This window comes from Prosthecobacter vanneervenii (genome assembly GCF_014203095.1).
Lineage (GTDB): Bacteria > Verrucomicrobiota > Verrucomicrobiia > Verrucomicrobiales > Verrucomicrobiaceae > Prosthecobacter > Prosthecobacter vanneervenii.
In genome coordinates, this window is the sequence record NZ_JACHIG010000001.1 from 735,595 (window position 1) to 760,869 (window position 25,275).

Here is a 25,275-nt window from a genome sequence, read left to right on the forward strand (position 1 = left end):
CAACTTGGTGAACACTTGGTGTTGTTCCCGGCAGGATTGCCGAAGTTTCCCAGCCTGGTGCTGCTGAAACGCGACCCCGCAGCTGCTGCGTGGCCGTCATTCCTTCCGGTACACATCGCGGCGATGCCGCTCTCCCCCCCGCCCCCCACATTTCCCAAACCCCACCGCACGGTAGGTCGGCACATGGCCGCACACCTTCCGTTGCATTCCCAACCGACATCGTTCTCATCATGGCAGGCCACAATAAATGGTCCAAAATCAAGCGTGGCAAAGCCATCACGGATGCCAAGCGCGGCAATGCCTTCAGCAAGCTGGCCAAGGAAATCACCCTCGCAGCCAAGCATGGCGGCGGCAGCCCTGACATGAACGCACGCCTGCGCAGCGCCATCCTGGCGGCTCGCGCGGCCAACATGCCCAACGACAACATCGACCGCGCCATCAAAAAAGGCACCGGAGAGCTGGGCGGAGCTCAGATCGAGGAAGTCGTTTACGAAGCCTATGCCCCAGGCGGTGTCGCCATGATGATCGAAGTCGTCACCGACAACCGCAACCGCAGCTTCAACGACATCCGCGTCCTGCTTTCCAAAAATCAGGGCACTCTGGCGGACTCTGGCAGCGTGGCCTACCTCTTTGCGCGCCTTGGAGAAATCCGCCTCGACAAAGCTGCAGGCACTGAGGATCAGATCATGGAAGCCGCCCTGGAAGCAGGAGCCGAGGACATCCAGGAAGACGGCGACGACTGGGTCGTCTATACCGCCACAGACCAGCTTTTCCAGGTGGCAGGTGCTCTGCGCGAAAAAGGGCTCAACTCACGCTCTCAGAAGCTCATCCAGCAGCCGCAGACCACCATCACCATCAGCGACGTGGCCACCGCCAAGGCACTCGTCAACCTCTACGACGTTCTCGACGACTACGACGACACGCAGAACGTGCACGCCAATTTTGAAATCGACGACTCAATTGCCGATCAGCTCGATTAATCCCCTTTCCATCCCGCTTATGTCTGAAGAAAACATCGCCGAGCTCGAAGCCCCCAAGCCCAAGCGCAAAGCTCCGGCCAAAAAAGCAGCCGTCAAAAAGACCGCTGCAAAGAAAACCGCCAAAGTCAAAGCGGCGCCCGCAGTGGAGGAAGTGCAGGAAGAAAAAACGCCCGCCGTAAAAGCCAAGGCCAAGGTGGCACGCAAGACCCCACGGAAAAAGACGGCTGATGCAGAAGCACCCGAGCTGAACCTCCTGGAGGCGGCGCCCGCAGCCGCCGCACCTGCAATAGTCGAAACAGCCCCTGAGCCTGCCATCGTTGCCGAAGCTCCTGCCGCACCTGCTCCAGCCCCTGCCCCCGTGGCCGCTGCACCTGTGCCTCAGGCCGCCGTCGCACCTGCAGCAGCTGAAAATGCTTCAGAGGCGGATGCCGATGACGACGAGGCTGAAGAAGCTGGCGCTGGCACGACGCCCGGAACCCCTGGCGCTGAAAACAACGGACTCTCCCGCTACACTGTCCTGGACGCAAACGGCCAGCCGCGTCCCATGACGGCCAAAGAACGCCGCAAGGCCAAGTTTGAACGCTGGAAGCAGCGCCGCGCCGAGCGCGATTCCCAGCGCCGTTCCGGCCGTGACCACGGCGCTCCGAATGGCAATGGCGGCAGCCCTCAGTCCCACGGTGGCCAGCACTACGAGCCCGAGCCCCCGCTGCCACTCGGCCCGCCCGAGCCTGCCAACGGCATTCTGGAAATGTCCCCCAAGGGATACGGCTTCCTGCGTCGTCGCGAACTCTCCTTCGCCCAGCATCCGCAGGATGCCTTCATCGCCCCTGAATTCATCCGCAAATACGGCCTCCGCGAAGGCATGCAGGTCTCCGGCGTGCAGTGCAAGGGCGCGCGCGGCCCGCAGATCACAGAAGTGACCGAGGTCAATGGCCGTGACCCCATGGCCATGCGCGAGCTGCCGCTCTTCGAAGAACTCAAGGCGGTAAACCCCAACAAGCGCTACCAGCTTGAGACGGTGAAGGACCGCCTGACCACCCGTGTCATCGACATGATGACGCCAGTGGGTCGCGGCCAGCGCGGCCTCATCGTGGCTCCGCCACGCGCTGGCAAGACCACCATCATGCAGCACATCGCCGAAGCTGTGCTCCAGAATCATCCCGGCACGCACCTCATGATCCTGCTGGTGGACGAGCGCCCTGAAGAAGTGACCGAGTTCAAACGCGTCCTGCCCAATGCGGAAATCTTCGCCAGCAACAACGATCAGGACGTAAAGAGCCACACACGCATCTCCTCCTTTGCCATCGAGCGCGCCAAGCGCCTCGTGGAGTGCGGAGAGCACGTCTTCATGCTCATGGACTCCATCACCCGCATGGCCCGTGCCTTCAACAACATCGCCAAGGGCGGTGCCACCGGCAGCGGTGGTCTGGCTGTGGGCGCGCTCGAGATCCCCCGCCGCCTCTTTGCCGCTGCGCGCAATACGCGCACCGCGGGCTCCCTCACCATCCTCGGCACCGCGCTGGTCGAAACCGGCGGCCGTCAGGACGATGTGATCTTCCAGGAGTTCAAGGGCACCGGCAACATGGAGCTGGTTCTGGACCGCAAGATCGCCGAGCAGTACATCTACCCTGCCGTGAACATCTTCAAATCTGGCACGCGTCGTGAAGAACTGCTGCTGCAGCCCTTCCAGTTGGACAAAATCCACATGCTGCGCCGTGGCCTGGCCGGGCACAAGCCCGTGGAAGCCATCCAGCGTGTGATCTCCTTGCTGGAGCGCTACCCCAACAACGCACAGATGCTCGTGGACCTGCCCAGCAAGGGCTAGGCAGGCCCCTCTGCCTTTCATCATCAGCTTCGATCAGTCAGGTTCTGCGTTTACCGTTCGGGCTTCCGCCCTTTCTTGGCGCGCACCCTGATTCCAATTCCAGTCCTCTCTTCCAGTTGTCACCCAGGCGTGCAACCCGTATCCAGTACGCATGCCTGCCCCGACGCCTGATCTCAAAGTGGACGAGGTTCTGCCGCCTGCGCAGATCAATCCCATCGCGGCAAAGCTCGCAGCCAGCGCCGATCCCGGCGACCGTGCGACAGCAAGGATCCTGGCAAAGTATCTCGATGAACTCCTGCGCCTGCCCGGCACCAATGTGCGGATAGGGCTGGACCCCATTCTGGCCCTGTTTCCTGGCGTGGGAGACACCGTGGCATCAGGCGCGGGGCTCATCATCCTCATCGAGGCATTGCGCAGTGGCGTCTCCATTCCCGTCTTTTTGCGCATGACGCTCAACATGGGGGCAAACTTCCTCCTCGGCCTCATCCCTGGCGCTGGTGCGCTGGCCTCCATCTTTTTCAAATCCAATTCGCGCAACCTCCACCTGCTGCACACCTGGCAGGCTGGCCATAGTGCGAAGGTGGAACGCAGCACGCTGCGTTTTTACCTCGGCCTGCTCATTTTGGCAGGCATGGTCGCCACGTTCATCATCGTCGGCTGGGCTTTCTATGCCTGGCTCTTTTACTCAGCTGTGCAGGCGGTGCTGCATGCCTTGGGCATGCGCTGATGAACTGGATTGGCGGCGGCTCCACTGCACTCTAGTATGAGTGACATGCTCTATCAAAATGCCGCCACACTCTCAGGCCTGACCATCTGGTACGGAGTACTCGTTCTGCTGGGTTACCCTGGCCGCGCTCCTTGGCGCTGGCTTTGGCCGCTGCTCCCACTGGCGGCAGGGTGGTGCAGCTTCCGTGCGGTCGGCTGGTATCTTGTCACCGTGCACCCTGCTCTGGCCCCGGCCCTGCAGCAGCTCTCTGGCGGACGCACCCTCATGCTTTTCATTCAGGATGTGGGGCTGCGCGAGGAACTGTTCAAGCTCCTCTTCGCCATCCCATGCTTGCTCTGGCTGTCCCCAAAACCAGCTATTCCGCGCAGCTCCTTGCTCACAGCAGCCTTGGTAGGCCTAGGCTTTGCCACGGCGGAAAATCGCTGGTTTTTCGGCGGCCATGCGGAACCCACTTTGCTGGTGGGTCGCGTTTTTTCCACCACGGCGCTGCACATGACGGCCACCGCCCTCTGTGGAGCGGCGTTCATGGCAGCCCGCCTCCACTCGCGGCCATGGGCCTGGTTCTGGACTGTCTTTTTTTGCGTGGTCGTAGCACACGGACTCTATGACTGGGCCCCTGCCAGCACCTGGGCATGGTTGAGGGCGGGCGGCACCTCCTGGCTGTCTCAGGCTGTGGTTATCGCCTTGATAGTCAGCTTTTTTCGCACCTATCAGCACTTGCAACCCACCAGCTCCATGCAGCCACGTGTCGCACTGTGGTTCATTCTGGGAGCCGCCATCCAGTACACCCTCTCGCTGGGCATCACCTGGCAGCGCTGGGGCACTTCGGAAGCCCTCTGGATCTGTGCTAGGGAATGCCTGCTTTTTCTTCCAGTAGTGACTGCCACCGCCATCGTCATGGCTCCAATTTCACGTCTAAAGCGGAAAGCATGACATAAAGATAAGGATATTCTTTATTTTTTATTGCCTTCGCATCAAGATTTTCATAAAATTATTAAATCGGCATGAATTGGAATCATGTCTCCCCCCTAACCTTCACTCATGAAATACATCCTCACCCTCGCCACACTTGCCATCGCTTCGGCAGCTTCTGCGGCTGAAGCCACCGGCATCGCCCCGGACGCTAGCATGAACCTCTATGCTGCTGTCCCCGAGCCTTCACACGCCATGCTGCTCCTCATGGGCTGCGTGGGTCTTGCTGCCCGCCGTCGCCGTTAATCCAAAAAGGCTTCCCTGTCTGTTCTGGCCGCATTGCATGAACCAAAATGCAATGCGGCTTTTTCTTGCTGCTGAAGAAAACTCAAGGGAAAACGAGCCCATTGTATGAATTGCCATTGGTCGCTGGCCCGTTATTCTGAAGGTCATGCCTGAAGCTGACACCGAACCCCACATTGAGCCCGCCACCATTGAAGACCTCCCCCAGCTGGTGGAGCTGTTGATGGCGTTGTTCAGCGAGGAGGAGGACTTCAAGCCAGACCGCTCCAAGCAGGAACACGGCCTTCGCCTCATCCTGGAGCAGCCAAACCGTGGGCGTATCTTCGTGCTTCGCACCGACCACAAGGTGATAGGCATGATCAACCTGCTTTTCACCATCAGTACCGCCGAAGGTGGGCTGGTGCTCATCATGGAAGACGTGATCGTTCACCCGGAGCACCGCCGCCAGGGCTATGGCGGGCGGCTGCTGGAGCACGCCATCGAGTTTGCCCGGGAAAAGCGCTTCCGCCGTATCACGCTGCTGACAGACCGCATCAGTGCAGATTCACAGTCCTTCTTCCAGCAGCACGGGTTCCAGTTCTCCAAGATGATCCCGATGCGGCTGGTTTTTAACGAAAATTGAATCCTCGCAGCCACGCAGGCCGCAGTTATCCTTCATGCACTCGCTCAACCCCTTCTTTTCCAGGCCTGAAGGTGGCACCATGAAGATCCCCAGGGAGTGGGCGGAGGCCTCAGACTGGTTTGTCCTCTTCACACTGGGCACTCTGTTCTTCCTGCTGGGGGCTTTTGCCATGTGGGCTTGGCTCATCTGGCGGCGCACCACCAAGCCGGAGCCCCACATGCAGCTGCTCATGGAGCTGGAAGAAGAGGAGGCAGCAGCCTCCCAGGAGCGTCAGACCACCGCTCAGGAGCAGGAGCCGGACACACGTGCCCCTTGGGAGCAGTCTCCGGACTGGTGGAAAAAAGCGGACTCCTGAGCCCCCGCCCCCCTTGCTGCATGAGCGAAGAGCCCCCCTGGCACCACGGCTGGCGCGCCAGCACCCACCGCCTCTCACGAGATCGTCAGTTCCTTCTGCGCACGGCGGCGGGCATCATCGCCAGCGGCGTCATCATCGCATGTGTCATCGTGGTCGGCAGCATGCCACAGGGCAAGACGCCCGCTGTGCACGCCATCACGCCGGAGTTGAGCCAGTTGCAGGAAGAATTTAACTACCTGCGCCAGGAAGGCGCGCCGCAACCACGGGCCTTTGCCCGCTGGCTGCGGCTGCTTCTGGACCAGCTCCCAGCCCTCACGGACGAGGGCGACGTCACTGCCTACCAGACCTTCAGCCAGACGGGCATGCTCGGCGGCTATGAGCTGGCGCATCTGATTCAGTTGCATGCCAGCACGGATTCTCCGGCGGGCCTCTTCCGCAGCTTTCTGGCCGCAACGCTGGCCGGGGATGCGGAGGCGCTGCGGACGCTGACGCAACAGGCCGCATCCAAACCGCCGTTAATGCTGGCTGCCGAGCTTCTTGGCAGCACCAAAAAACGTCTGCACGACCTGCCGGGTGCCGCGCATGCCTTCTATGAGGAAGGATTCCACTTTGTGGATGCAGCTAGCGCGCGGGAAGAGGCCCTGCGCCTCGCCATCACCCAGCGGGATCTGCCCCTGCTTCGCGCCATCGCCGCACAGCCGGGGTGGATCGAGGAGTGCCACCCGTGGCTGCAGCACCACGCAGGCTCCCTGCTGGGAGATGTGTGGCTGCAGTGGCGGGGTCTGCTGCGGCAGCGCCTGAACGAGATCCCCTACGGCATGCTGGCACTGGCTTTTTTTGCAGCGGCGCTTTGGTATTTTATCTTGGTGCAGCACACCGAGCCCGAGCCCTGGCGCTGGCTGCGCCCCATGGGTGCGCTCACTGCAGGCATCCTGAGCGTGTGGCCCACGCTCACCATACTGGCCTATCAGGAATTTGTGCAGGGCATGACAGCTGAGGCCCCCTTTCCTCATGACCTGCTTTACTACCTCACGGGTGTGGGACTGCGTGAAGAAGGCTGCAAGCTGCTGCTCTTCTCCCTTTTTCTGCCATGGCTGCTATGGCGGCGCACGCCCGGGCTCGCGCTGCTGACGGGAGCCTTTATTGGCCTGGGCTTTTCTCTGGAGGAAAACATCGGCTACTACCAGGACTTCGGTGGCAGCGTGGCCTGGACCCGCTTTCTCTCCGCCAATTTCCTCCACATCTCCCTCACCGGCATCTGTGCGCACAGCCTCTACCACATGCTGCTCACACGCTTTGCGCATGCAGAGGAGTTCATCATGACCTTCCTGCTGGCCGTGGCCGCGCACGGCGGGTACGACTACCTCTCCGGTAGCGAGAGCCCGGACATCCGCTGGCTTTCCATCGTCGTGCTGGTGCTCAGTGCCGCACGCTTCATCGACCTGCTATGCACTGAGACGCACCCCTCCCGGCGCACGATCTCACCTCTGTCAGTTTTCACGCTGGGCTCTGCCGTGCTGATCGCCATTTCCTTCGTACTCGGGGCTTGGAGCACACGCACCATGGGTGGCGTGGCCGCCGCCGGGCAGGAATGCCTGAGCATGGTCCCCATTGCTCTGCTCTACTGGAGGCGGTTTGAAAATACATGATCCACAGCATCATTGAGAGCTGGAATGCCCCTCCTCACGCAGCAGACCCTGTGGAAATAAAGAGCCGCTTTTGGCACACTTGACCCTTCGCAACACTCCACGCATGCTGGTGGCCATATCATGAGCTGGTTTCTGCACACCTTCTGGACGGACACACTGGCGCTCGTCTCCATCATCGGCGCACTGCTGGCTCTGGGGCACCTGCTGCTGCGGCATCGGGACTATCGCTCGGCAGCATTTTGGACGGCGCTCATCGTGGTGGAGCCCCTCTTCAGCCCGCTTCTCTACCTTTTTCTTGGCATTAACATCCTCCGCCGCAGCGGCCGGCGCTATCGCAGTGGCATGCACGAGCCCTGGCACGATCCCGTCCCAGAGTATCCGCTGCCCATCACAGACTCGGGCAGCTGCACCATGCAGGAGCACCAGCAGCTCGCACGCACGCTGGACCGCATCTCGCGCTTCAGTCTCACACTCGGAAACCACCTCGAAATCCTCCGCAATGGAGACGAGGCCATGCCGCGCATGCTGGAGGTCATACGCAGCGCACAGCAGAGCATCACCCTGGCCAGTTACATCTTCGAGGCCACGGGCATCGGCGCAGAATTTGTGGAAGCCCTGTCAGCAGCCGTAAAGCGCGGTGTGCAGGTGCGTGTGATGGTGGACGATGCCGGCACCCGCTACTCATGGCCTCCCGTCATCGAGGCTCTCGAAAAAGCCGGCGTCACCGTGCGGCGCTTCATGCCCAGCCGCCTCATCCTGCGCCTGATCACCATGAACCTGCGCAACCACCGCAAAATCCTCGTGGTTGACGGCCGTACCGCCTTCACCGGCGGCATGAATATCCGGGAGGGAAACATGGTCTCTCGCCAGCCATCACATCCCGTGCACGATCTACACTTCGAAGTCACCGGCCCCTGTGTGGCGCAGATCCAGCGCGTCTTTGCCGAGGACTGGGCCTTTTGCACCCTGGAGCAGCTTGAGGGCCCCTTGTGGTTCCCCGAGCTGAATGCCACCGGCAACACCAGCGCCTTGGGCATCGTGGACGGCCCGGACGAGGACCTGGAGGTGATGCCTGCCGCGTTTTTTGCCGCGCTCAATGCAGCCCGGGAGGAGGTCAAGATCATAACCCCCTACTTCCTGCCCAATATGGTTCTCATGGCCGCTCTCCGGCTGTGCGCCGTTCGTGGAGTGAAGGTGACCATCCTCACCCCCGGAGCCAACAACATCCCCTTCGTTGGCTGGGCCTCGCAGACGCTCTACCCCGAGTTGCTCGCCGTCGGCTGCCGCATCTACGAATCCCCAGCCCCCTTTGACCACTCCAAGATCTTCCTGGTGGATGGCGTCTGGTCCTTCCTCGGCTCCACCAACTGGGACCCTCGTAGCCTGCGCCTCAACTTCGAATTCAATCTGGCCTGCCATGATGCCGAACTCTGCCGCCGTCTCGCTGAAGAAATGGACGCCAAGCTGGCACACAGCCGCGAGATCACCCAGGACATGCTGGACGCCACCCCTGTCTCCCAGCGCCTGCGCAATGGCTTTGCCCGGCTCTTCATCCCGCTCTTGTGAGAACTTTTGCATATTTTGGCAAAGCCGTCCGTATTTAAGAGCGTTGTAAGACTGCCCGACCGACGCAGCCGCCCCATCGCCAAATGCCCCCAGAGCCACAGATCATTTTCAGCCATCACCGCCCACATTGCGGAGCCTTGGTCGTCAGCTATGTAAAAAGTTCTTTTTTCGGGAATAAAGCGGACCGCCTTCGCATCTCATCCAGACCCTGTACCGTACCCTAGACCATTCCCCCCCTTTGCTCCGGAAGACGGAGCCTCTGACGCGCACAGATTTAAAGCGCACCCTCCAACTCTAACCATCCAAGATACCATCATGAAGAAACTCATCGCTCTTGTTGTCGCCCTCGCCGCCACCGCCGGTTTCGCCGCCGAGTTCCCGGACATCAGCATCGCCGACCTCAAGCAGGCCATCGCTGAAAAGAAGGTGACCGTCATCGACGTGAACGGCGCCGCCTCCTACAAGGCCGGCCATGTGCCCACCGCCATCGACTTCGCCACCCAGGGCAACAGCCTCGCCAGCCTGCTCCCCGCTGACAAAAACGCCCTCGTGGTGGCCTACTGCGGCGGCCCTGCCTGCAGCGCCTACAAAGCTGCCGCCAACGCTGCCAACAAGCTCGGCTATACCAACGTGAAGCATCTCTCCGCCGGCATCTCCGGCTGGAAGGCTGCCAAGGAATCTCTGGAGAAGTAATTCTCTCTTCCTCGACTTACCCCACCGGGTGCGCAGGCCACAATCTGCCACCCGGTTTTTTATGCACCTAATGGTGCGATCTTTCGCCGGATGAGTACACCAAGGTGTTTGTGCAGGCTGGGCTTGTTTGGCCTCGAAGGCGGTTCGTGTTCCCGCCTAGCCTGCCTCCAAACCGACTGTTTACGAGGGCCTGGACTCCTACGTGGAAACGAAAAGACGAGCGGGCTATCGCCACACTCGTCCCACGATGCCAGACAGATGCCGGCCAAAAGGTGCAGACTCAGCTTCAGACCGCTGAGATATCCAACAGAGCTTACAGCTTGCCCCAGCGCTTCAGCAGCGTGGTGGCCATGTCGGCAGGAGAATCGGAAACGGCGATGCCGCACTCAGCAAGGATGCGCTTCTTGGCTGCGGCAGTGTCGTCCGCCCCGCCGATGATGGCACCAGCGTGGCCCATGCGGCGTCCGGCAGGAGCGGTGGCTCCGGCGATGAAGGCGGCGATGGGCTTCTTGCAGTTGTCCTTGGCCCAGCGTCCGGCTTCCACCTCGGCGTTGCCGCCGATTTCGCCGATCATGATGATCGCTTCGGTTTCCGGATCGTCGTTGAACATCTTCAGCACGTCGAGGTGGTTGGTGCCATTCACGGGGTCGCCACCGATGCCCACACAAGTGCTCTGGCCATAGCCACGGGTCGTAAGCTGCCACACCGCCTCATAGGTCAGGGTGCCGGAGCGGCTGACCACGCCCACGTTGCCACGCTTGTGGATGTACCCTGGAGCGATGCCGATGCGGCAGCCGCCGTGGGATTTCTCACCGTGACCAGGGGTCACAAGACCAGGGCAGTTGGGGCCAATCAGGCGGGTCTTGCTGCCCTTCATGGCGGCCTTGACCTTGATCATGTCATTCACAGGAATGCCTTCGGTAATGGCCACCACGAGATCCAGACCGGCATCCACGCCTTCGAGAATGGCGTCTGCGGCAAAGGGCGGCGGCACAAAAATCACGCTCACCGTGGCTCCGGTTTCACGGGCGGCTTCAGAGACGGTGTCAAACACCGGCACCTTCTTGCCGCTGTGTTCAAAAACCTGGCCACCCTTGCCCGGAGTCACACCTGCCACCAGCTGTGTGCCATAGTCGATGGAGGCCTTGGCATGACGGGAGCCGAAATCTCCGGTGATACCTTGAACAAGAATACGGGTGTCAGTTTCAACGAGAATGGCCATCGGGATGATTCGGTGTGGGGTTTGGGGGCGTAAAAAAGCGCCGCATCATAGAAGTGTGCTCCGCTGCGTCAAGGCGGCGACGGAATAATCTCACAGCAGCACCCACAGCTTGGGCAGAAAGATCATCAGCCCAACGCCTAGCGCTCCCACTGCCGCCATCAGCACTGCACCCGCCGCCGCATCCTTGGCACGGCGGATGGCCTCCTCTCTCTCCAGGCTCACACGGTCTGCCAGCACTTCCAGCGCCGTGTTCATCAGCTCCGCAGCCCACACTATGCCAGCAGCCAGCGTGACGGCGCACCATTCCCAAGTGGCAAGCCCCAGCCAGAATCCCAAAACAACCATCAGCACCGTGGCACCGGCATGAAATTGCAGGTTCTTCTGCGTCTTCAGAGCCCACGCCACCCCCGCCAGTGCAGGTCCAAAGCTGCGAACGACGGAGGCTAGCCAGCGGTGCATAAAGCCATTCTACAAACTACTGGGCAGCTGGCTTTTCAGCCCCAGGAACCTCCGGCACTGCGCCCGGTTCAGAGACATTCTTCACAAGCTCACGGAATGCCTTCAGCCAAGTATTGGCATCCGGATGGCTGGGATAGGTCTGAATGACTTTCAGCATATCGGCCATCGCATTGACAGCATTAACATCGTTTTCCACGAGATAGTTGTTCTTCTCCCACTGAAGACGAGGGCCTGCATCCTTGCTGTACTCCACGAATTCGGTCTCGCTCATCAGGGCTTTGCGAATTGCCATTTCGGCACTGATTCGGGAATCCCATTGGGCAGGAAGCTCAGTCGGCTTTTCAGCCAGGTAATAAGGAAAGATGGCATTGGAATAAATTCCCCGCACACTCAGAGGCTGGTATTCCCAATCCTCCCGCTTGAGAAAGTCTTCCAGCGAATAAGCTTTGGCAAAATCAGACTCTGCCACGGACTGTCTCAAAGTCCCTAGAATGTCACCTGCTGGAACGTTGCCACCTCCCTTTTTACCCCCCTTGGCATCTTTGTCAGTCACAGCACCGGAGGCCGAATGTGCCGTCGTTCCCTGAATGGCTATCACCGCCTTGCCTAGAAAGGCCTGCAGCGCCGGCACAATCGATGCCAGCTTTTTAGGCTCGTCGATATCCTGAGCCTGAATGGTCAGCACAAGGTACTCCAGTTGCAGCATCAGCGCCTTTTTGAAATCCTCGTCTTTGAGTTTTGCTTCATTCTTGTTCCGCCAGTCCATGAAGTCTGCCTGCTTCAGGTTCTTACGGTCAAAGTGCTCCAGCTTGTAGCAGTCCAGGTAGAGCGCCATTGCAGCAGCTGGGCTGGCCATGCCCTCGCGAAATTTGGCAACGGCCGCCCCAAAGATCGACCCTCGTCCCTTCCCGATCTGCGATTCCACTTTCTCCAGCTCCTTGAGAATATGCGTGGTCTGGGTAGGCGTCAGGATCACCTTGTGCTCAGGCGCTGGAGATTCCGTGGCCCCAGGAGCGGCAGTTTGTGCAGACGCTGTGGTGGCCAGCGTGGCGGCGGTAAGAGTCAGGAAATGGGTGAATTTCATGGTTGGTGAAAAAATAAACACGTCAAAACGCGATTGGGAGCACGAAAAATCTTTATTGATCAAAATCTTTCCTCTCAACGAAGCAACCGGCCACAAACTTGGACTTGGCGCGAGAAAGTCATCGCTTATTTGTTTCCCCCATCCATGAACCGCCAGACCTTCCTCGCCGCTCTCATCTCTCTCTGTGCACTGCCAGCCCTGGCTGCAGACGCAACCGTCAATTACATCGCTGAAATGACCGGCATGGTATGCGCCGGTTGCAAAGACCATGTGACCGCCTCCTTCACCAAACTCGAAGGCGTGACCAAGGTGCAGATCGTCCCCGGTGATAAGGCAGGCACACAAAAGGTCACCGTGACCTCCACTTCTCCCAATCTCACCAAAGAACAGGCCATCGCCTCTCTCGGCAGCTCTGCCAGCACCTACATCGTGCACGAGTGGAAGAAGACCGATCATCCTGCAAACTAAGCGGCTGAAACGGATAAAGTGAAAACAGCAGCCAAAATCGCTTGCGAGTACTCCTGACTGCGCCACTATCCGCGCTCTCCGTTTCCCGGAGCAACCAAATTTGGACAGGTGTCAGAGTGGTCTAATGAGCACGCCTGGAAAGCGTGTGTAGCCTAAACAGCTACCGAGGGTTCGAATCCCTCCCTGTCCGCCATTCTTCGTCGGTGTTAGCCGCGAATATTACCCCCGGCTGAAACAGCAGACAATGGGGCCTCGTTTTCCTCCCGCCGCGAATCACTCGCCGCCCCCATGAAACCTTTCTTCAGCCTGACTGCGCTCATGGCGCTGGCACTCGCGGCTTTCGCCGAAGAGTTGCCGCAAAAGCACTCCAATGCGCTTCGAGCTGAAAAGCTCGCAGAGCTCGACTCGATCATCCAGCAGGCCGTGAATGACTCAACGATGCTCGGCGCATCTGTTTGGATCGAGAGTCGGGGCGTGGCCTATCACAAAGCCTATGGCCTGCGCGCCCTCAAGCCCGCAGCCGAGCCCATGACCGAGGACACCCTTTTTGATGTGGCCTCCATCACCAAAGTCGTGGCAGCCGCCAGTGCAGCGATGCTCTGCATCGAGCGCGGTTTGTTCATGCTGGACGATCCAGTTGCGCAGCACATGCCCGAGTTTAATGGCGAAGGGCGCGACAAAATTACCCTCCGCCATCTGCTGCTGCACACCTCCGGCCTGCCGGTGAATCTCAATCCCAAGACACAGCTCTTCACCACGCATCGCGAGGCCATCGCACAGATCTGCCATACCAAGCTGCTTTTTGAGCCCGGCTCGCGATTTGCCTACAGCAGCGTGGGCACCATGCTCCTTGGCGGTGTGATCGAACGCGTGACCAGCAGGACATTCGATGAATTCTGCACCACAGAAATCTTCCGCCCACTCCACATGACGGACAGCGTCTTCCGTCCCGCTGGCACTCTGTTGAAACGTGTCGCCCCCTCCAGCGCACCGGAGCGCGGGCTGGCGGACGACACCGTGGCCCGGCTCGCTGGTGGCGTGGCTGCACACGCCTCCCTCTTCACCAGCACCTCAGACCTGGCGCGCTTTGCCCGCATGATGCTGAACCTCGGCGAACTCGATGGCGTGCGTCTCCTCAAGCCCGAAACCGTCAGGCTGATGACCAGTGTGCAAAGCCCCGCGGGACTGACCAGCCCCGACGCTGAAAACCTGCCCGTGCGTCGCGCCCTTGGCTGGGACATCGACACCCCCTATCGCACTCCGCCACACCACTACTCACTGTCTCGTGGCGCCCTCTTCCCCATCGGCAGCTATGGGCACACCGGCTGGACCGGTCAGATGCTCTGGATCGATCCCTTCTCCCGCACCTTCGTTATTTTTCTGTGCAACCGCTACACGGACTCCGCCAAAGACACCCGCCCAGCAGTCTATCAGCTCCATCACCGCATCTCCACCCTCGCCGCCGAAGCCGTCCCGAACTTTGATTTCAAGAACGTCCCCGGCGCACTGCCCGCACATGTGGATTGACATGGCACGGACAACTAGGTCGTGAAAGTGTGGTTCGAGCGCCCCCTCCTTAAATCATCCCCAGCTTCATCTTCCCTTCGATGCTGATCAGGCCCCGGTTCCAGGCGGGGTTGCGCGCATACCCCTGAGAGCCAAGGCCCTTTCCAACTGTTCTTTAAATTCAGCATCGACCTGATCCTTTAGCTTCAAGGGTGGCGGGAGTCCCACGTTGGCCGCTTGAAGCGCATCGCAGTAGGAAGACGAGCCATATTCTGGACATCGCATAACCGCTGCTATGAACTCATCCGGGGGATGATAGCCATGATCCCCGATGTAATGAATGATGAGCGCCGGTGCGATATAAACGACCCGTTCACCAGGAATCCAGAGATTCACATGGGTTTGAACAGACCTGGGATTCCCCCTCTCCCCGAGCAGACAATGCGAGCACTGATGCACCCCACGAAAACAATAGGATGGATAGCACTTCCGTGAGGCATACGTAAATTCCTCGAGCCGCTGACTCAGTTCATGCAATGTGCCGCCTTTCGAAAATGAATGAGGATGCTCCAGCCATCCAATCGCTAGCAAAGGCACACTCCAAGAACAGGATGCATAAGGACCCGAATGGTAGTCGCACAGGGAAAGATCCTCAAAATACATAGACCAAGTTGGTGCGACATTTAGCCTGCAGATTTGATGCTGCTAAATGGCGTCAGCAATAGGACGCCATCCAGCATCAATACAGCTCTCAGATCATCCCCAGCTTCATCTTCCCTTCGATGCTGATCATGCCCTGATTCCACGCAGGATCCCACACCAGTTCCACAGCCGCGTCATCCATGTCTTCGATGGTCATGATACGGCTCTGAGCATCGGCGGCAATGGTCGGTCCCATGCCACAGCCGGGGGCCGTGAGCGTCATCTTCACCACAGCCTTGTTCTTGCCTTCGGCATCCGTCTCCACCTTGCAGTCATAGACGAGACCGAGATCCACGATGTTGACCGGGATTTCGGGGTCATAGACGTTTTTAAGCTGGTTCCACACCTGGCCTTCGAGATCGCTGATGTCTGCCGGGATATTGGAAGAGGTGCTCTCCTGCTCCTTCTTGCTAGCTTCTGGGTCGATCCCCAGCGCATCGGCATCCACCGCTTGAATGCGTGCCAGACCAAAATCCGTAGCCACGGTGTAAGTGCCGCCAAGCGACTGGGTGATGATGACCTTGAGTCCGATAGGCAGCTTGATCAGATCGCCGCTTGGAATCTGGATCGCATCGACTTCGCGCTTGAGTTCAATGGAGGAGTTCATGGGGGAAGAAATGGAAAAGGATCAACGATAAAAAATAAAAGCGGATGGATCTGAGGCTTCCGTGCCTTTCACTGCATGGAGCAGATCTTCAAGTTCAAGGGTTGTCGTTTCATAGGGGATGCCAGCCGAAGCTCTTGGCTCAGTCTTGAGCTTTGATCTTTTATTTTTTAATCTTTTCTCTCGCTGGTGAGGACGATCTTGATCTTGCCCTGAGTTTTGCCTGCGGCGCTGAGTGCATCCGCCAGAGTCCCGGACTGATCCGCCACCACCGGTGCAGCGGCTGGCACTGCCGCAGCTTTTTGCTCGGCCTCCAGTGCAGCGCGCAGGGCGCCTTCCACCATCTGTCCGCAATGGATCTTCATGGGCGGGAGCGGCCCCAGGGGCTTGCTCAGTTCCTCGGCGGAAAGGGACAGCGCCTCTTCCTTGGTCTTCCCACGGATGAGCTGCGTGGCGATGCTGGCCACCGCGATGGCCGTCTGGCAGCCAAAGCTCTGAAAGCTTGCCTTGTCGATCACCTTCTGTCCGTCCTTTTCCTTGTACTTGATCCACATGCGCACCATATCTCCGCAGTCCGGGCTGCCCACCGTGCCCACGGCATCGGCATCGGGCATCTCTCCCAGGTTCTGGGTGTCTTTCAGGGCTTGCTGGAGTGCGGCTTCGTCCATGGGAAAAAATCAGTCTTCGATTTCGATACGATAACGCGGCAGGCTTGGATCAATCTCACAGCTATAGGCGTCGATCCCGCCCGTGAGGCACTTCGTCTCCGAGAAGCCGTGCCCGATGAAATAGGCCGCTGCATCCAGCGAGCGTGAGCCCGTGTGATCGTAAAGCACATACGTCTGCGCCTTGTCCCCGTTGGTAAAGAGATCCTGCACCAGCTCCTGGGTAAGCAGGCGCGCGCCGGGCAGCTTCACCGCCTCGTGTTCCTCACGCGTGCGCACGTCCAGCAGCAGGAGGTCCGGCTTGGTGCGCAAAAGCGTCACCAGATCGTGCGGGGAAACCTGCAGCGACGAGTCGCTCTGGTGGCTCTCCTGGATGTGCGCCACCGCCTCCGCCACCGGGATGTTTTCATTCCGCTCGCACACCTGCGCCAGCGTCTCCCCCGGCTGAAAGCCGCAGCTCCGGCAGCCGCCGATGTGGTAACGCGCAAACAAAGCCCGCTGCGCCCCAGGGTAGGCCTGGAGCACCTGGCTCATGGTCATGTCTCCGAAGAGAGGCGGAAGTTCAGCAGTCGGCATGGTGGTGAAAAACGAAAGGAACAGATGCCATAATGGTAAAAGCAGCCAATGCAAGCGTCAGGGGGCGCTCCTATAGCCCTGCGATACACTACTTCTTCGCTTTTCCGTGCTCTTTGATCTCCACATGATCATGCCCCCACGGATGATCCAGCCTCCCGCACATTCCGCAGCCTTCGCTCAGGTATTTAGCACTCGGCATTCGGCTCGACATTCCGCATTCTGCATTCACCTTGTCCCCATGTCTCCCGAAAACGAGCCACGTATTCCGGTCCTGCCCACGCTGATGACAGCGGGCAACATTCTCTGCGGCTTCGTCGCCATCCTGCAGATCTTTGACGGACGGCATCTGGCCATGAACCAGCACTATCACTACGCCATCGTTTTCATCCTGCTGGCCTGTCTCTTTGATGCCCTGGACGGCCGCGTGGCGCGCATGGGCGGCACCGAGAGCCCCTTTGGCCGTGAGCTCGACTCCCTGGCAGACATCGTCTCCTTCGGCGTGGCACCCGCCCTGCTCGTCCATGACATCGTGCTCAAAGAGATCGACACCCCAAAAGGCCTCGGCTGGCTCATCTCCTGCGTCTACCTTGTCTGCGGAGCCATGCGCCTCGCGCGCTTCAACTGCCTGGCCGCAGCGGATGCCAAATCCAGCATGAAAGGCTTCCGCGGCTGCCCCATCCCCGCTGCCGCTGGCGTCATCTCCTCCCTCACCCTCCTCATCATCTGGCTGGACAGCAACGAGCGCGAGATCGGCAACTGGAAGTACGCACTCGCCGGACTCATGGCGCTGCTCTCCTACCTCATGGTCAGCAATCTGGAATACCCCAGCTTCAAAGCCGTCAACTGGCGTACCAAGCGCTCCTTCCACTGGGTGCTCGTCACCATCTTTGTCATCGTCTTCACCATCATGAACTGGCATTGGATGCCCGCAGTCCTCTTCGTCAGCTACCTGATGTATGGGCTGGTTCGCCCCTGGGTCTCGCGCAAATGGCGCCAGGAAATCGAAATCGAGGCCGAGACGGTCGAAATCGATCCCGCTGCAGAAACCCTGGCCCTCAACGGCAGCAATGAGCCCTCCTCCCATCAGGATGGCGACATCACCGCGCAGATTTGAACATTTTCGTTTCACGCAGCGCCGGGTTGTGTCATTGAGAGAGGCTCCCGACCTCAATGGCAGATTTTTATCAGCACGCCCGCATCCCCACCCTCCACCACCTCGCCCATGCAGACAGCTCGGCCAGGGAGTCCGAGATGCTCGAATGGGCGCAGGACAAGCCTGTAGCCCTGCTGCTGCCCGCCCTCTATGCCGAGTGCGAGCGCCCTGCCCTTCCCCGCATTCTTGAGGAGGTCTCCCAGGCCCGACACATCTCCGAGGTGGTTCTCAGCATGAACGGCATGAACGCCGCCGAGCATGAGCGCGCGCTCATGATGCTGCGCATGCACCTGCGTGGCAAGACAGCTCACGTGCTCTGGAATGACGGCCCGCAGCTCTCCCAGGTCTACCACAGCATGGATCAGGCCGGGCTGGCGGGACCGCACGCCGGAAAAGGCTCCAATATCTGGATGGGCGTGGCCTACCTTCACGCACGCGGGTTCAAAGGCATCATCGTCAGTCATGACACAGACATCATGAACTACAGCCGGGACCTCCTCTGGCGGCTCTGCTACCCCCTGCTCCACCCCCGCATGAGCTACAGCTTTGCCAAGGGTTACTACAGCCGTGTGTCCGACCGTCTCTACGGCCGCGTCACCCGCCTTCTCATCTTTCCCCTCGTCCAGGCCTGCCGTGACGTCCTGGGCTCCAAGCCCCTTCTTGAGCATCTCGACAGCTTCCGCTACCCGCTCTCCGGCGAGTTCGCCGCAGACATGTCCGCGCTTGAGCGCTTCTGCCTGCCAGGCGGCTGGGGCCTGGAGATCGCGATACTGTGCGAGGCCTTCCGCCACCTCCCCGGAGAGCAGCAGTGCCAGGTGGACCTGGGCTTCCACTTTGAGCACCGCCACCGGAGCCTGGCTCACGACCAGATCGGCATCAACGAGCCCGGCCTGATCACCGCTGCCGCAGATGTGGCGCGTTGCCTCGTCTATCAGGTGCTGCGCGAGGCCGAGCCCCGCTCCGCCGAGGGCCTCCTGCGCCTCATCCTCGAACGCTACCGCCCACGCGCTGCCGAATGGCTGCAGCGCTACGAGCACGTAGCCCTTCTCAATGGCCTCCACCATGACTTGGCGGAGGAAAGCGCTGCCGTATCCGCCTTTGCTCAGGCATTGGACCGCCTTGTTCAGAGCGTAGGGCAAGACACCCTTCATGTTCCCGCCATGCGCGACACCCCAGCCCGCACCTTGGGCAAAATCCCCGGCCTCGCCGAATCCATCGTCGCCAGCGCAGCGACTGTGTGAGCAGACCATAAGCTATCAGGCTTGCCTCATCGTAAACTTCTGATTATAAACAGATCGCCAATCAAAAATTGGCGACCTTTTGCATGAAGAGCCCACGCAAGACTGCAGCCGCCAGGCCCCCCAAAGTCTCCTATGCCTCGGCATCTCAGGCTGATACCTCCTCGGCCGCCGCCCTAGCAAAGATCTACCTCCATGCAGATGCCGCACTCTTCAGCATTTCGGTAGGGCCCCGCCAGGTCTTCCGTCTGCAAAATGCCAGCCTCCGCTTCCTTGAGCTTACAGGCCTTAAAAAAAACGTGATCGGCCGCCCCCTGGTAGAGTTGCTGCCACAGCCCGGCTTAGATCGCGTGGTCAGGCATTGCCGCAAAGCCATCCGCACGCGCAAGACCATTCGTTGGGACGACATCTCGACACTCAAGTCCGGCACACGCCACGGCCAGGTCTCTCTCACGCCCGTTGCAGATGTCTCCGGTCGCGTCACCCACCTCTCCGGCTTCGTCCACGACATCACCGAACACCGCAAGGCCGAGCAGGCGCTTTTGCAGAGCGCAGAACGCTTCCGCCGCATCGTGGAAACCGCGCTCGAAGGCGTCTGGACCATCGATGCCCGCTCCCTCACCGACTACGTCAATCCCAAGATGGCGCAGATGATGGGCTACAAAGCGGAGGAAATGCTCGGCCGCCCCATCAGCGACTTCCTCGACGACGAGGGCCGCGCATTGCTCAATGCCCACATCAAAAACCGGAAAAACGGCATCTCCGACCATTTCGAGTTCAAATACGTGCGCAAGGACGGCTCCCCGCTCTGGGCCTTTGTCTCCACCAATCCCATCTACAACTCCGCTGGCGAATACGTCGGCGCCATGGCCCTGCTCACAGACATCTCCACACGCCGGGCTGCGGAGGCAGCCATGCAGGAGAGCGACGCCCAGTTCCGCGCCATCTTTGAGCAGGCCGCCGTGGGCGTGGCGCTGGTGGACAGCAGCAGCGGACGCTTTCTCAGCGTCAATCAGCGCGCCTGCGAGATCTCCCGCCTCACCCGCAGCCAGCTCCTCTCCAGCAGTTTCAAGGCGGTCGCGCATCCCGAAGACCTCAAGAAGCTGCAGGAAATGATGCAAAAGCTCAGGTCAGGGCTCATCCCCACCTGCACCATGGAAATACGCTGCCTCCATGCCGCCGGCAGCACCACCTGGGTCAGCCTCACCATCTCTCCCATGTGGAAGAAGGGAGAGCCCCCCTCCCGATGCGTCGCCATCATGCAGGACATCACCGCACGCAAGGAGGCTGAAAGCTCCCTCGCGCGCACCACTGAGCTCTTGGAGCGCACCGGAGAGATGGCCCGCATCGGCGGTTGGGAGTTGGATGTGGCCACCCGCAGGCTTTTCTGGTCTCTGGAGACCTGCCGGCTGTTTGAGATCGGCACTACCCAGGCCCCCAGCGTCGAGAAGGCCATCGATTTTTACACCCCGGAGGCTCGTCCCATCATCCGTGAGGCCGTTCAAAAAGCCATCGACCACGGCACAGCCTACGATGTGGAGCTGCCCGTCATCACAGCGAAAGGCCGCCTCTTTTGGGCTCGCTCTCAGGGCTCCGCCATCCGGAAAAATGGTCGCACCGTGCAGCTCATCGGCACCTTCCAGGACATTACCACGCACAGGCAGGCCGAGCAGGCTCTCATCGAGAGCGAGGTGCGCTTCCGCACTATTTTTGAGCAGGCCGTCGTGGGTGTCGGGCTCGTCGATCTGGCAACCGGCCGCTTCATTGATGTCAACCTCCGCTATGCCACCATCGTCGGCCGCAGCCGCCGGGAAATGCTGCGCCTCTCTGCGGAGGAGCTCACTCATGCAGAAGACAGGCCCCGCCACCGCCGCATGTACCAGCAGCTCAAATCCGGAGCCATCCCTGAGTTTCATCTGGAGCAGCGCTGCCTTCGCCAGGACGGCTCGCTCGTCTGGGTCAATCTCAATGCCTCCCTCCTCAGCCCCCTCACCGGCCGCGCCGACCAGATGCTCGTCATGGTGGAGGATATCACCAGCCGCAAGCTCGCGGAGGAAAACTATCGCCGTGAACAGGGCTTCAATGAAATCCTGGCCAGCCACACTTCCGCCATCATCATCCTCATGGACCGCCGCGGCCACATCATGCACGCCAATGATGCCGCACTGCAGCTCACCGGCTTCAGCCGCAAGGAGATCGTGGGCAAACCTCCCCCCTGGGACCACCCCTTCATGGAGAAGGCGGAAAAAGACTGGGCCAAGAAAAGCATCACGGACATGCTCGCCGGAAAAAACATGGACACCCGCGAGGTCTCCATCTTCAGCAAGGATGGCAGGCGCCACATCGTCGCCCTCTCCAGCATCATCACCAAGACGCCCGATGGCGGCGTGGACCGCATCATCATCACCGGCACTGACCTCACGGAGCGCAATCGCCTCCAGAAAGAGATCCTCAAAATCTCCGAGCAGGAGCAGGCCCGCATCGGCCACAATCTGCACGATGGCATCGGCCAGACCATGACTGGTATCTCCAGCCTCATCGAAGCCCTCGCCGGAGAGCTCACCGGCAGCCAGCGGGAAAGCGCTGCACGCATCTACCAACTCATGCAGCAGGCCATCCAGGAGGTGCGCCACATGTCCCACAGCCTTTCCCCCGCCTCCGTCAAAAATCGCGGCCTCGGCGGCGCTCTCCACCTTCTCGCCGAGACCATCCGCACCAACCACCGCACCTCATGCACCTGCGAGGTGGACCCCGACATCAAGGTCGAGGACCCGGAAAAAGAGACCCACATCTATCGCATCGCGCAGGAGGCTGCCAACAATGCCCTGCGCCACGGCCGCCCCTCCAGCATCCGCATTTCCCTTCAGAGAAAGGGGGAGGAAAACGCCGTTCTCAAGATCGAGGACAACGGCCGTGGCCTCAGCAAACGAGCCGCCTCTCATCCAGGAATAGGCATGCGCGTCATGGACTACCGCGCCAATCTCATCGAGGGCAGCCTCATCGTCAAAAAGGGCGCACGCAGAGGCGTCTCCGTCATCTGTCGGTTTCCCTATTCCCCTTGATCGCACATCGGGGCAGAATGCGAACCGCTTGATGGTTTGATGTCCCGTCCGCCAGTCCGCGAAGCCATTGAGTATTCGCCTGCCGAAAAGAATCTGCTCATGGCAGTCGTGTGTGTTTTGCTGAGTCGCACACAATACCGACCTCTGTGTTTACAGAGGTGGCTCGGGACGGAATCGAACCGCCGACACGGGGATTTTCAATCCCCTGCTCTACCGACTGAGCTACCGAGCCTCGTTTGGGAGGGCCGGTAAAGGAGCAAGCTTCAAACTGTGCGCAACGTGTTTTTGCACATGTTGTGAAGATTGCTCATTCACCCTCACTTTCCCTTGGCCGCCATAGCCAGCAGCAGCCATCCACCCATGAAGCTCAGACCACCCAGTGGAGTCACATGCGCCAGCCAGCCAATGCGTGTGTACGCCAGCAGATACAGAGAACCGCTGAACAGCACAAAGCCCGCAAAGAACAGCCTCCATGCCCACTTCATCAGCGGCTTGTCACTCGCCAGCAGCACCATCACCAGCAGCACAATGGAGTAGAGCTGATGATACTGCACCGCCGTCTGCCAGTGCGTCAGCTCTCCTGCCGCCACCAGTTTTTGATGCAGCTCTCCATGCGCCCCTTTGGCGCCGAGCACGACGGAAAGAAAACCCACAAGAGCGGTAAGACGGAGGCGGAAGGGATCAGGCTGCATGATTGAAAAGAAATACGCTCACAGCATGACGAATGCTGCACACTCCACAAGCACAGGCTGCAACACGATTGCCGCAGCGCCAGCCAGAGCGGCCTGCATAAATGACAGATCACTTTGTATTCAGGTGAAGACTTCGAGGCAAATCAGGCAGCCAGCACTTGCATGCCCGCCATACGTAGACCAGTTCTCGAAAAGATTGTCATATTGAACCGGCGAGCGCAGCGGCCCCAGTGGCAAGGCGGGAGCGCCGCCTGCTATTTGAAAATAACAGGCTAGCGACTAACGCAGCCAATGGGGCCGCTCCGCCGCCCGGGCAATGTGACAGGCTTTTTGAGAACCGGTCTAGGGCCTGCCGAGCCTCAGCGAGGCCGCCCTAGGTTGCTGCATCAAGAGTCGGGCAGCAAACCCATTGCCCTCTTTCCACACCGCGCCCACCAGCAGCGTCTGCCCGCCATTCCGCCGCCGGTTCGCCACTTTACTCCCCCCGCGCCTCCGCAATAAACCGCGCCACCATCATGAGATCCTTGCTGCCCGGCAGAGACTCCACACCGCTCGCCACATCCACCGCCACCGGGTGCGTCTGCTCCACCGCCTGCCGCACATTGTCAGGAGTCAGCCCGCCGGAGAGCAGAATCTGCTTCTGTGGAAACATCTCACGCGCACGCACCGCCAGCTCCCAGGGAAAGGCATGCCCGCCTCCGCCATAGGTCCCCGGATTGTAAGCATCCAGCAGGATCGCCGTGCAGGGGTAGTCGCCGATCTGTGCCAAAGAGGCCGCATCCCGCACCTGCAGCGCCTTGATCACATTCACCCCGCGCTCCATCAGCGCCCCCACCTGCGCAGGCGTTTCATCACCGTGCAGTTGCAGCGCCTGAAACAGACCGCTGGAAATCGTCGCCGCCAGCAGCGCATCATCCGGATTCACCAGCACCGCCACCAGCGCGTTCTTGGCAGCCACCGTTTGCAGAGACTTCACCGCCGTCTCCAGCGGCATGTGGCGCTTTGACTTCGGCCAGAGATTGATGCCCACCGCATCCGCCCCCAGTGCAAACAGCACGCCCGCCTGCTCCGGCTGGGTGATGCCACAGACTTTGATATTCAGACGGGAGGGATCAGGAAACATGAGGGGGGAAAGGTGGCAGCGCCGGGCTGGAGCGCGCAGGCAGCAGGGTGGATGTCACAGACAGCAGCACATCCAGCTTGGGCGGCAGCGGAATGCTACCGCGCACACGCACATCGCGCTGCAGTTCCTGATATCGCATCATGTCCGCAGGCTGCACCAAAAAGATGACCGGCGGCGCCGCATGCACCCCGGGATGCACCAGCGGGTAGGCCTTGCTCAGCAGCCGGTCCAGCATGTCACCCGCCATGTCCGGCAGCGACAGGGAAAAAAGAAAAAGCGAATACTCCCGGCGCAGCGCCATCTCAAAGGCGCGCTCCCCGCTGGGCGCATCGTCCACCTCGCACACACGAAAGGCCTGCAGCGCCTCGCGGATCACTCGGCGGTAGGGCAGGCTCTCCTCTGCCAGCAGGACTCGCGGAGCGGCTGGGGTTACCGGAGGGGTGGCCATGGAAAGCGCCTTCAGCTTTCAGGATACACCGCCACGGCCATCACGCCCTCGCTCGGCAGCCAGCCCACCACTTCCACACGCTGCGGCTTGGCACCGGATCCCATGCCCTTGCGCACGGTATCCAAAACTTTTTTCTTCGTGTCCTCATCCACCGTGGAGCCAAACAGCCCGGCCAAGTCTGAGAGCATCGGCGCAGGCGCGCTCACGCCACCTGCCGTGGTCACCGGCATGCGTGTTTGGCCACAAGCCAGGATCGTATCGCGAATCGCCTCGGGGCTCATCGTACCAGAAACCACCACCAGACGGCGCAGACGTGTATCCGCCGCGGGCGACTGCACGACAGCGGGCGCAGGCGCAGGTGCACTAGTACTCACCGGCGGCTTGATGGACTTGGAAGGCTTCAGAAAGCCACGCGGCCCGTCCGCAGTGTGATAGCCACCCACCGGACCGAGAGACTGCGGCAGCATGGGCTCTTCTGCCTGCAGGGCAGAAACGGAGACAAGACAAACAGCGGCCAGGGAAACGAAAGAGAATTTCACAAACAAGACGCGGTTTTTATCATGTCGGCTTTCGGGAGACAATCATAAAAACTACAGAGGACTGAAATTATGTGATGTCTCGGTCCCGGCTTGAAGAAGGCC

26 protein-coding genes and 2 tRNA genes are annotated in these 25,275 nt (G+C 60.2%); 16 read left to right on the top strand and 12 right to left on the bottom strand.

What is annotated here, in order from left to right; all coding sequences use genetic code 11:
* Positions 1–230 precede the first annotated feature (230 nt).
* The 10 genes from HNQ65_RS02770 (at position 231) to HNQ65_RS02815 (ending at position 9,632) form a co-directional block, all read left to right on the top strand.
* Complete coding sequence (locus HNQ65_RS02770; RefSeq protein ID WP_184337943.1) at positions 231–980, top strand: YebC/PmpR family DNA-binding transcriptional regulator; 750 nt, start codon at positions 231–233, stop codon at positions 978–980.
* A 19-nt stretch (positions 981–999) separates the two neighbouring features.
* Positions 1,000–2,805 (top strand): transcription termination factor Rho, encoded by a 1,806-nt coding sequence (gene rho, locus HNQ65_RS02775; protein WP_184337944.1) that lies wholly within the window; start codon positions 1,000–1,002, stop codon positions 2,803–2,805.
* Between the two features lie 151 nt (positions 2,806–2,956).
* Positions 2,957–3,532: a DUF4112 domain-containing protein gene (locus HNQ65_RS02780; protein ID WP_184337945.1), complete on the top strand. Its 576-nt coding sequence runs from the start codon at positions 2,957–2,959 to the stop codon at positions 3,530–3,532.
* 36 nt (positions 3,533–3,568) lie between these two features.
* Positions 3,569–4,465 (top strand): PrsW family glutamic-type intramembrane protease, encoded by an 897-nt coding sequence (locus HNQ65_RS02785; RefSeq protein ID WP_184337946.1) that lies wholly within the window; start codon positions 3,569–3,571, stop codon positions 4,463–4,465.
* Positions 4,466–4,573: 108 nt separating this feature from the next.
* Positions 4,574–4,750 (top strand): PEP-CTERM sorting domain-containing protein, encoded by a 177-nt coding sequence (locus HNQ65_RS02790; protein ID WP_184337947.1) that lies wholly within the window; start codon positions 4,574–4,576, stop codon positions 4,748–4,750.
* Between the two features lie 145 nt (positions 4,751–4,895).
* Positions 4,896–5,369: a GNAT family N-acetyltransferase gene (locus HNQ65_RS02795; protein ID WP_184337948.1), complete on the top strand. Its 474-nt coding sequence runs from the start codon at positions 4,896–4,898 to the stop codon at positions 5,367–5,369.
* A 34-nt stretch (positions 5,370–5,403) separates the two neighbouring features.
* On the top strand, positions 5,404–5,724 hold the full coding sequence (locus HNQ65_RS02800; RefSeq protein WP_184337949.1) for a hypothetical protein: 321 nt from the start codon (positions 5,404–5,406) through the stop codon (positions 5,722–5,724).
* A 20-nt stretch (positions 5,725–5,744) separates the two neighbouring features.
* Complete coding sequence (locus HNQ65_RS02805; RefSeq protein WP_184337950.1) at positions 5,745–7,373, top strand: PrsW family glutamic-type intramembrane protease; 1,629 nt, start codon at positions 5,745–5,747, stop codon at positions 7,371–7,373.
* A gap of 120 nt (positions 7,374–7,493) precedes the next feature.
* On the top strand, positions 7,494–8,939 hold the full coding sequence (gene cls, locus HNQ65_RS02810) for a cardiolipin synthase (protein WP_184337951.1): 1,446 nt from the start codon (positions 7,494–7,496) through the stop codon (positions 8,937–8,939).
* Positions 8,940–9,254: 315 nt separating this feature from the next.
* Positions 9,255–9,632 carry a rhodanese-like domain-containing protein gene (locus HNQ65_RS02815; protein WP_184337952.1) on the top strand — a complete coding sequence of 126 codons (378 nt, stop codon included), beginning with the start codon at positions 9,255–9,257 and terminating at the stop codon, positions 9,630–9,632.
* Between the two features lie 313 nt (positions 9,633–9,945).
* On the opposite strand, the gene sucD is transcribed toward HNQ65_RS02815, so the two are convergent.
* From sucD to HNQ65_RS02830, 3 genes are all read right to left on the bottom strand, one after another.
* Entirely contained in the window at positions 9,946–10,854 is a 909-nt protein-coding gene (gene sucD / locus HNQ65_RS02820; RefSeq protein WP_184337953.1) for a succinate--CoA ligase subunit alpha, read from the bottom strand.
* 90 nt (positions 10,855–10,944) lie between these two features.
* On the bottom strand, positions 10,945–11,313 hold the full coding sequence (locus HNQ65_RS02825; RefSeq protein WP_184337954.1) for a diacylglycerol kinase family protein: 369 nt from the start codon (positions 11,311–11,313) through the stop codon (positions 10,945–10,947).
* Positions 11,314–11,329: 16 nt separating this feature from the next.
* Positions 11,330–12,493, bottom strand: a complete 1,164-nt coding sequence (locus HNQ65_RS02830) for a hypothetical protein (RefSeq protein ID WP_184337955.1) — start codon at positions 12,491–12,493, stop codon at positions 11,330–11,332.
* A 48-nt stretch (positions 12,494–12,541) separates the two neighbouring features.
* Between HNQ65_RS02830 and HNQ65_RS02835 the strand changes: the two genes are divergently transcribed.
* From HNQ65_RS02835 to HNQ65_RS02845, 3 genes are all read left to right on the top strand, one after another.
* Entirely contained in the window at positions 12,542–12,865 is a 324-nt protein-coding gene (locus HNQ65_RS02835) for a heavy-metal-associated domain-containing protein (RefSeq protein ID WP_184337956.1), read from the top strand.
* Between the two features lie 102 nt (positions 12,866–12,967).
* Positions 12,968–13,058, top strand: a tRNA-Ser gene (locus tag HNQ65_RS02840).
* Between the two features lie 95 nt (positions 13,059–13,153).
* Entirely contained in the window at positions 13,154–14,392 is a 1,239-nt protein-coding gene (locus tag HNQ65_RS02845) for a serine hydrolase domain-containing protein (protein WP_184337957.1), read from the top strand.
* An 87-nt stretch (positions 14,393–14,479) separates the two neighbouring features.
* On the opposite strand, the gene HNQ65_RS27130 is transcribed toward HNQ65_RS02845, so the two are convergent.
* The 4 genes from HNQ65_RS27130 to HNQ65_RS02860 all read right to left on the bottom strand — a co-directional run bounded on the left by HNQ65_RS27130 (position 14,480) and on the right by HNQ65_RS02860 (position 16,918).
* The gene (locus tag HNQ65_RS27130; protein WP_456239218.1) at positions 14,480–15,034 is read right to left on the bottom strand and encodes a DUF7919 family protein; all 555 of its coding nucleotides are present in this window, start codon (positions 15,032–15,034) and stop codon (positions 14,480–14,482) included.
* Positions 15,035–15,122: 88 nt separating this feature from the next.
* Complete coding sequence (gene sufT, locus HNQ65_RS02850; RefSeq protein ID WP_184337958.1) at positions 15,123–15,680, bottom strand: putative Fe-S cluster assembly protein SufT; 558 nt, start codon at positions 15,678–15,680, stop codon at positions 15,123–15,125.
* 167 nt (positions 15,681–15,847) lie between these two features.
* Complete coding sequence (locus HNQ65_RS02855; RefSeq protein WP_184337959.1) at positions 15,848–16,345, bottom strand: iron-sulfur cluster assembly scaffold protein; 498 nt, start codon at positions 16,343–16,345, stop codon at positions 15,848–15,850.
* Positions 16,346–16,354: 9 nt separating this feature from the next.
* Complete coding sequence (locus tag HNQ65_RS02860) at positions 16,355–16,918, bottom strand: rhodanese-like domain-containing protein (protein WP_246437517.1); 564 nt, start codon at positions 16,916–16,918, stop codon at positions 16,355–16,357.
* A 238-nt stretch (positions 16,919–17,156) separates the two neighbouring features.
* Between HNQ65_RS02860 and pssA the strand changes: the two genes are divergently transcribed.
* The 3 genes from pssA to HNQ65_RS02875 all read left to right on the top strand — a co-directional run bounded on the left by pssA (position 17,157) and on the right by HNQ65_RS02875 (position 22,371).
* A complete protein-coding gene (gene pssA, locus HNQ65_RS02865; RefSeq protein WP_246437519.1) occupies positions 17,157–18,032 on the top strand; it encodes a CDP-diacylglycerol--serine O-phosphatidyltransferase in 876 nt (291 codons plus the stop codon).
* A gap of 56 nt (positions 18,033–18,088) precedes the next feature.
* Positions 18,089–19,312, top strand: a complete 1,224-nt coding sequence (locus tag HNQ65_RS02870) for a glycosyltransferase family protein (protein WP_184337960.1) — start codon at positions 18,089–18,091, stop codon at positions 19,310–19,312.
* A gap of 83 nt (positions 19,313–19,395) precedes the next feature.
* A complete protein-coding gene (locus tag HNQ65_RS02875; RefSeq protein ID WP_184337961.1) occupies positions 19,396–22,371 on the top strand; it encodes a PAS domain S-box protein in 2,976 nt (991 codons plus the stop codon).
* Positions 22,372–22,530: 159 nt separating this feature from the next.
* Here the strand turns inward: HNQ65_RS02875 and HNQ65_RS02880 are convergent.
* The 5 genes from HNQ65_RS02880 to HNQ65_RS02900 all read right to left on the bottom strand — a co-directional run bounded on the left by HNQ65_RS02880 (position 22,531) and on the right by HNQ65_RS02900 (position 25,173).
* A tRNA-Phe gene (locus HNQ65_RS02880) sits at positions 22,531–22,603 on the bottom strand.
* An 85-nt stretch (positions 22,604–22,688) separates the two neighbouring features.
* A complete protein-coding gene (locus tag HNQ65_RS02885; protein WP_184337962.1) occupies positions 22,689–23,063 on the bottom strand; it encodes a DUF423 domain-containing protein in 375 nt (124 codons plus the stop codon).
* Positions 23,064–23,538: 475 nt separating this feature from the next.
* On the bottom strand, positions 23,539–24,186 hold the full coding sequence (locus HNQ65_RS02890) for a phosphoribosylanthranilate isomerase (RefSeq protein WP_184337963.1): 648 nt from the start codon (positions 24,184–24,186) through the stop codon (positions 23,539–23,541).
* On the bottom strand, positions 24,176–24,634 hold the full coding sequence (locus HNQ65_RS02895; protein WP_184337964.1) for a response regulator: 459 nt from the start codon (positions 24,632–24,634) through the stop codon (positions 24,176–24,178). The genes HNQ65_RS02890 and HNQ65_RS02895 overlap by 11 nt, the downstream gene beginning before the upstream one ends.
* A gap of 11 nt (positions 24,635–24,645) precedes the next feature.
* Positions 24,646–25,173, bottom strand: coding sequence for a hypothetical protein (locus HNQ65_RS02900; protein ID WP_184337965.1), 528 nt, complete (start codon positions 25,171–25,173; stop codon positions 24,646–24,648).
* Positions 25,174–25,275: the final 102 nt, after the last annotated feature.